This window comes from Kitasatospora sp. NPDC002965 (assembly GCF_040611255.1).
Taxonomy (GTDB): domain Bacteria; phylum Actinomycetota; class Actinomycetes; order Streptomycetales; family Streptomycetaceae; genus Kitasatospora.
Genome location: NZ_JBEXNT010000073.1, coordinates 41,355 through 47,349 on the forward strand (window position 1 = coordinate 41,355; position 5,995 = coordinate 47,349).

Here is a 5,995-nt window from a genome sequence, read left to right on the forward strand (position 1 = left end):
CCGGCCGGGGCGGGGCGGAGCGCCGGCACGCAGGGGCCGGCGCTCCACCGGCCGCGAGGGCGCGGCGCGACCGGTGGACGCGGCCTACTTCCGCATGATCACGGGTTCGCGCCGGCGCAGCAGCCGGGCGACGACGAGTCCGAAGAGCACGGAGAGGGCCAGCAGCATGCCCATGTCGAGCAGCCAGACGCTGCCGCGGTGGGCGAACATCGGGTCGTCGGTGAGGGGGTCGGGCAGGAGGGCGCCCAGGTCGACGGTGGCGGCCATCGCGCCGAACCCCCAGCGCGCGGGCGCCAGCCAGGAGAGCTGGTTGAGGATCGGCGTCTGGTCGAGCTGGAGCAGCGCGCCGCAGAACACCACCTGGACGATGGCGACCAGGACCAGCAGGGGCATGGTCACCTCCTCCTTCTTCACCACGGCGGAGACGAGGAGGCCGAGGACCATCGTGGTGACGGAGAGCAGGGCGACGGCGAGGGTGATCTCCACCAGGCGCGGCAGGAACACGCCTCCGGCCCCCGGTGGTCCGAGCCCGACGCCGACCAGGGCGACCAGGGTGAGGACCACCGACTGGACGACCGTGATGGTGCCGAGCACCACGATCTTCGAGCAGAGGTACGCGGATCTGGACAGGCCGACGGCGCGTTCGCGCTGGTAGATGACGGTTTCCTTGACCAGTTCGCGGACGGCGTTGGCGGCCCCGGTGAGGACGCCGCCGACGCAGAGGATGAGCAGCGCGTTGAGGGCGGTGTCCTCGTCGAGCTGTCGGCCCGCGAGGGCGCGCGTCAGGGCGCCCATGATGAACGGCAGGGCGATCATCACGGCGAGGAAGGTCCTGTCGGCGGCGAGCACCGTGGCGTAGCGGCGGACGAGGGTGGAGACCTGTTTGCCCCAGCGCCTCGGGGTGGGTCGGGGGGCCGAGGCGGTGGGCGCCGGCGTGCCGGGGAGCGAGCGGGCGGGGTGGTCCATGGCGCCGGCGATGTAGCGCCGGTAGGGGGTGGACGCCCGGTACTGACCGGCCCAGTCGTGGTCGCGCCGGCTCTCGAAGGCTTCGAACGCCTGGGGCCAGTGGTCGAAGCCGAAGTGGCCGAGGGCCTCGCCGGGCGGGCCGTACCAGGCGATCCGGCCGCCGGGGACGAGCAGGAGCAGACGGTCGCAGAGGTCGAGGCTGAGCACGCTGTGGGTGACGACGATGACGGTGTGTCCGTCGTCGGCGAGGCCGCGGAGCATCTGCATGACCGAGCGGTCCATGCCGGGGTCGAGACCGCTGGTGGGTTCGTCCAGGAACAGCAGGGAGGGCTTGGTGAGCAGTTCGAGGGCGACGCTGACACGCTTGCGCTGGCCGCCGGAGAGATTGGAGATGACCTGGTCGGCGCGCTGGGTGAGGCCGAGCTCGCTGATCACCTCCTCGACCCGGGCCTCCCGTTCGGCGGGGGCGGTGTCGCCGGGGAAGCGGAGCTCGGCCGCGTACCGCAGGGCTCGGCGGACCCGCAGCTGGGTGTGCAGGATGTCGTCCTGCGGGACGAGGCCGATGCGGTGGCGCAGCTCGGCGTACTCGCGGTAGAGGTCGCGGCCGTCGTAGCGGACGGTGCCCCCGGTCGCGGGGCGGAGCCCGGTGAGGGCGTTGAGCAGGGTGGACTTGCCCGCGCCGCTGGGGCCGGTGACGGCCAGCAGGCTCTTCTCGCCGACCGGGAAGGTGACATGGTCGAGCAGGACGTGGGCGTCGCCGACCGTGACGGTGAGGTCCTCGACGTCGAGGTCGACGATGCCGGTGTCGACGAACTCCTGGAGCTCGTCGCCGATCAGGCAGAACTCCGAGTGGCCGATGCCGACCAGGTCGCCCTGGCCGACGAGGGCCTCGAACACGGGCTGGCCGTTGAGGTAGGTGCCGTTGTGGCTCTCCAGGTCCGCGATCTCGTACCGGCCGTCGGGGAGGGCACGGAGCTCGGCGTGGTGGCGGGAGGCGGAGAGGTCGCTCACCACCAGGTCGTTGTCGGGGGCGCGGCCGATCCGGACGACGCGGGCGGACAGCGGGAGGATGCTGGTCGGCGGGCGGTAGGAGCCGGTGATCGAGGTGAGGGCGGACGACTGCCGCTGCTGGACGGTCATCGGCTCGGGCAGGGCGCTCAGGCTGCAGCGGGGCCCGTCGGCGGGATCGCCGAAGCGGACCACGCTGCCGGGGCCGACGTCCAGGTGCCGGACGCGGTGGCCCTCGGTGTACGTGCCGTTGGTGGAACCGACGTCGTCGAGCACCCACCGGCCGTCCCCCTCGTGCAGGACGGCGTGGTGCCAGGAGACCCGGGGGTCGGTGAACACGACGTCGCTGGCCGGGTCCCGGCCGACGGCGTAGGAGCGGCTCGGGCTCATGACCTGCGAGTCGCCTTCGGCATCGAGTACGAGCTGGGGCGCGCTGGGCCCGAACTCTCGTTCTCCCATACGGTCGATGCTAGTCCGGTGGGGGCCCGGCCGCCCGGGCGCCTGCCCCCTGTGACGGCCTCGGACCGCGCGATCGGCGGATCCCGGCCCGTCGGGGGGATTCCCGCCGGCGGGCCGGGATCCGCGGCTAAGGGACTCCTAGGGGTTGAGGGGCCCGAGGGACCGCTCCTAGCGTCTGGGACGGTACCGCCGGTCCGCGGTGCCGTCCCACCCTGCGATCCCGGTGACCACCGGAGTGAGGTGACGCGCTGGTGTCGACTGAGCAGAGGCTCCGGGACTATTTGAAGCGGGTGACCGCCGACCTCCATCAGACGCGCAAGCGGCTGGCGGAGGCCGAGGCCGGCGCCCGCGAGCCGATCGCGATCGTCGGGATGGCCTGCCGCTACCCGGGCGGGATCACCACTCCGGACGAGCTGTGGAAGCTGGTGGAGGAGGGCCGGGACGGCATCGGCCTGTTCCCGACCGACCGCGGCTGGGACGTCGAGGGGCTCTACCACCCCGACCCGGACCACCCCGGCACCTCGTACGCGCGCGAAGGCGGGTTCCTCTACGAGGCCGCGGACTTCGACCCGGACGTGTTCGGGATCTCGCCGCGCGAGGCGCTGGCGACGGACCCGCAGCAGCGCCTGCTGCTGGAGACGGCGTGGGAGGCGCTGGAGCGGGCCGGGGTGGACCCGCTGGGCCTGCGCGGCTCCCGCACCGGCGTCTACGTGGGCCTGATGTACCACGACTACGCCGCGCGCCTGCTGGACGTCCCGGACGAGGTCGAGGCGTACCTCGGGACCGGCAACTCCGGCAGCGTCGCCTCCGGCCGGATCTCCTACACGCTCGGCCTGGAGGGCCCCGCGCTGACGGTGGACACCGCCTGCTCGTCGTCCCTGGTCACGCTGCACCTGGCGGCCCGGGCGCTGCAGGCGGGCGAGTGCGATCTCGCCCTCGCGGGCGGGGCCGCGGTGATGGCGACCCCGGAGACGTTCGTCGGGTTCTCGCGGCAGCGGGGGCTGGCGGCCGACGGCCGGTGCAAGTCCTTCGCGGCGGGTGCGGACGGCACCGGCTGGGGCGAGGGCGTCGGCATGCTGCTGGTGGAGCGGCTGTCGGACGCGCAGCGGCTCGGCCACCCGGTCCTGGCGGTGGTGCGGGGCACGGCGGTGAACCAGGACGGCGCCTCCAGCGGTCTGACGGCGCCGAACGGCCCGTCGCAGCAGCGCGTCATCCGGGAGGCGCTGGCGAACGCCGGTCTGTCGCCGCGGGACGTCGACGTGGTCGAGGCGCACGGTACGGGGACGACGCTGGGCGACCCGATCGAGGCCCAGGCGCTGCTGGCGACGTACGGGCGGGACCGGGACGGCGGCGACCCGCTCTGGCTCGGGTCGATCAAGTCGAACCTCGGGCACACCCAGGCGGCGGCCGGGGCGGCCGGCATCATCAAGATGGTCCAGGCGATGCGGCACGGCGTGCTGCCCCGCACGCTGCACGTCGACGCGCCCACCCCCCAGGTCGACTGGGCGTCAGGGGACGTGGAACTGCTCACCGAGGCCCGCCCCTGGCCGGCGGTGGACCGTCCGCGCCGGGCGGCCGTCTCGTCGTTCGGCATCAGCGGCACCAACGCCCACGTCATCGTGGAGGAACCCCCCGCCCCCCAGACCCCCTCCGCCCCCCAGACCCCGTCCGTGTCCCAGACCCCGTCCGCCCCCCGGGCCGCACCCGCTCCGGCGGCCGGCCGGGTGGTGCCGCTGGTCGTCAGCGGACCGGACGCCGACGCGCTGCGCCGGCAGGCCGGACGGCTCGGCCGCCACCTGCGGGAGCATCCGGACGGGTCCCCGGCCGACCTCGCCCGGTCGACCACCCTGCGGGCCGCGCTGCCGCACCGGGCCGTGTTCCTCGCGCAGCGGACCGATGACGGCCTGGCACGGGCGGCCGACGCGCTGACCGCCTGGGCCTCCGGAGGCCGGGGCGAGGGCATGGTCGAAGGGGTCGCGGTCCGCGGGAAGCGGGCGTTCCTCTTCACCGGCCAGGGCGCGCAGCGGGCGGCCATGGGGGCGGCACTCGCCGCCGAGTTCCCGGTGTTCGCGGACGCGCTGGCCACCGTCACCGCCGCGCTGGACCCGCACCTGGGCGTGCCGCTGGCCGTCGCGCTCCACGACGAGGACCTCGTCCACCGGACCGAGTACGCGCAGCCGGCGCTGTTCGCCGTCGAGGTGGCGTTGCACGCACTGCTCACGCACTGGGGTGTGCGGGCGGACGTCCTGGTCGGGCACTCGATCGGTGAGATCGCCGCCGCGCACGTGGCCGGGGTGCTGTCGCTCGCGGACGCGGCCGCGCTGGTCGCCGCGCGCGGCCGGCTGATGCAGGCCCTACCCGCCGGCGGGGCGATGCTCGCCGTCGGAGCCTCCGAGGCCGACGTCCGGGCGGCGTTCGGCACGCTGGACGTCGCGGCGGTGAACGGCCCGGCGGCCGTGGTGGTCTCCGGGGCCGCGGACGCGGTGGAGGAGGCGGCCGTGCTCGCGGCCGGGCGCGGCTGGAAGACCAGTCGGCTGCGGACCGGCCACGCGTTCCACTCCCGGCTGATGGAGCCGATGCTGGCGGAGTTCCGGACCGTCGTGAAGTCCCTGGCCTTCGCCGAGCCGTCGACGCCGGCGGTGTCGAGCGTGACCGGCCGACGGGTGGGACCGGGGGAGTGGACGGACCCGGAGTACTGGGTCGAGCAGGTCCGCCGGCCCGTCCGTTTCGCGGACGCCGTCGGCGCGCTGGACGGCATCGGCACGCTCGTGGAGCTCGGCCCGGACGGCGTCCTGACGGCGCTGGCCCGGCAGCTGCGCCCGGACGCCGTGTGCGTCCCGACGCTGCGCAAGGACCGCGACGAGCCCACCACCGCGCTCACCGCGCTGGGCACGCTGTTCGTCCACGGTTTCCCGGTCGACTGGAGCGCGGTGCTTCCCGGCGCGCGCCGCGTCGACCTCCCGACGTACGCGTTCCACCGGCGGCGGTTCTGGCTGGACGGCCCGGCCGAGGAGCAGCCGGGCACCGAGGGGTGGCGCTACCGCGTCGAGTGGCAGCCGGCGGACGACGTCCTGACCGCCGGCCCGCCGGCCACCGACCTGCCGGGCACGGACGCCTCGGCCACCGACCTGGCCGGCGCGGAGCCGCAGACCGGCGCCGGGCAGACCGCCGTGCCGCAGCCCGCCACCGCGCCGCAGCCCGCCGCCGCGCCGGACGGCGCGTGGCTGGTGCTGGGCGAGGAGGACGGGGCGCTCGCCGGCGCCCTGCGGGCCGCGGGCACCGAGGTGGTCGCCGAGCCCGGGCCGGCCCTCGCCGGTGTGCTGGCCGCGGTGTCCACCCCGGAGCAGGCCCTCGCGGTCGTCCGGCAGGGCCTGACGGCACCGCACTGGTTCGTCACCCGGCGCGCGGTGGCCACCGGGCCGGACGATCCGGCGCCCGACCCGGGCCCGGCGGCGGTCTGGGGACTGGCCCGGGTCCTCGGCCTGGAGCACCCGGACCGGTGGGGCGGACTGGTCGACCTGCCCGAACGGCCGGACGCCCCGGCGGCGGCCCGGCTCGTCGC

The 5,995-nt window shown here is 75.3% G+C and carries 2 protein-coding genes; one reads left to right on the plus strand and one right to left on the minus strand.

What is annotated here, in order from left to right; translation table 11 throughout:
* Positions 1-84: 84 nt before the first annotated feature.
* Positions 85-2,433 carry an FHA domain-containing protein gene (locus ABZY91_RS25445; RefSeq protein ID WP_355405385.1) on the minus strand — a complete coding sequence of 783 codons (2,349 nt, stop codon included), beginning with the start codon at positions 2,431-2,433 and terminating at the stop codon, positions 85-87.
* Between the two features lie 251 nt (positions 2,434-2,684).
* On the opposite strand from ABZY91_RS25445, the gene ABZY91_RS25450 reads away from it, so the two are divergent.
* Positions 2,685-5,995, plus strand: a 3,311-nt coding sequence (locus tag ABZY91_RS25450; RefSeq protein ID WP_355405386.1) for a type I polyketide synthase, incomplete at its 3' end; no start/stop codon positions are given.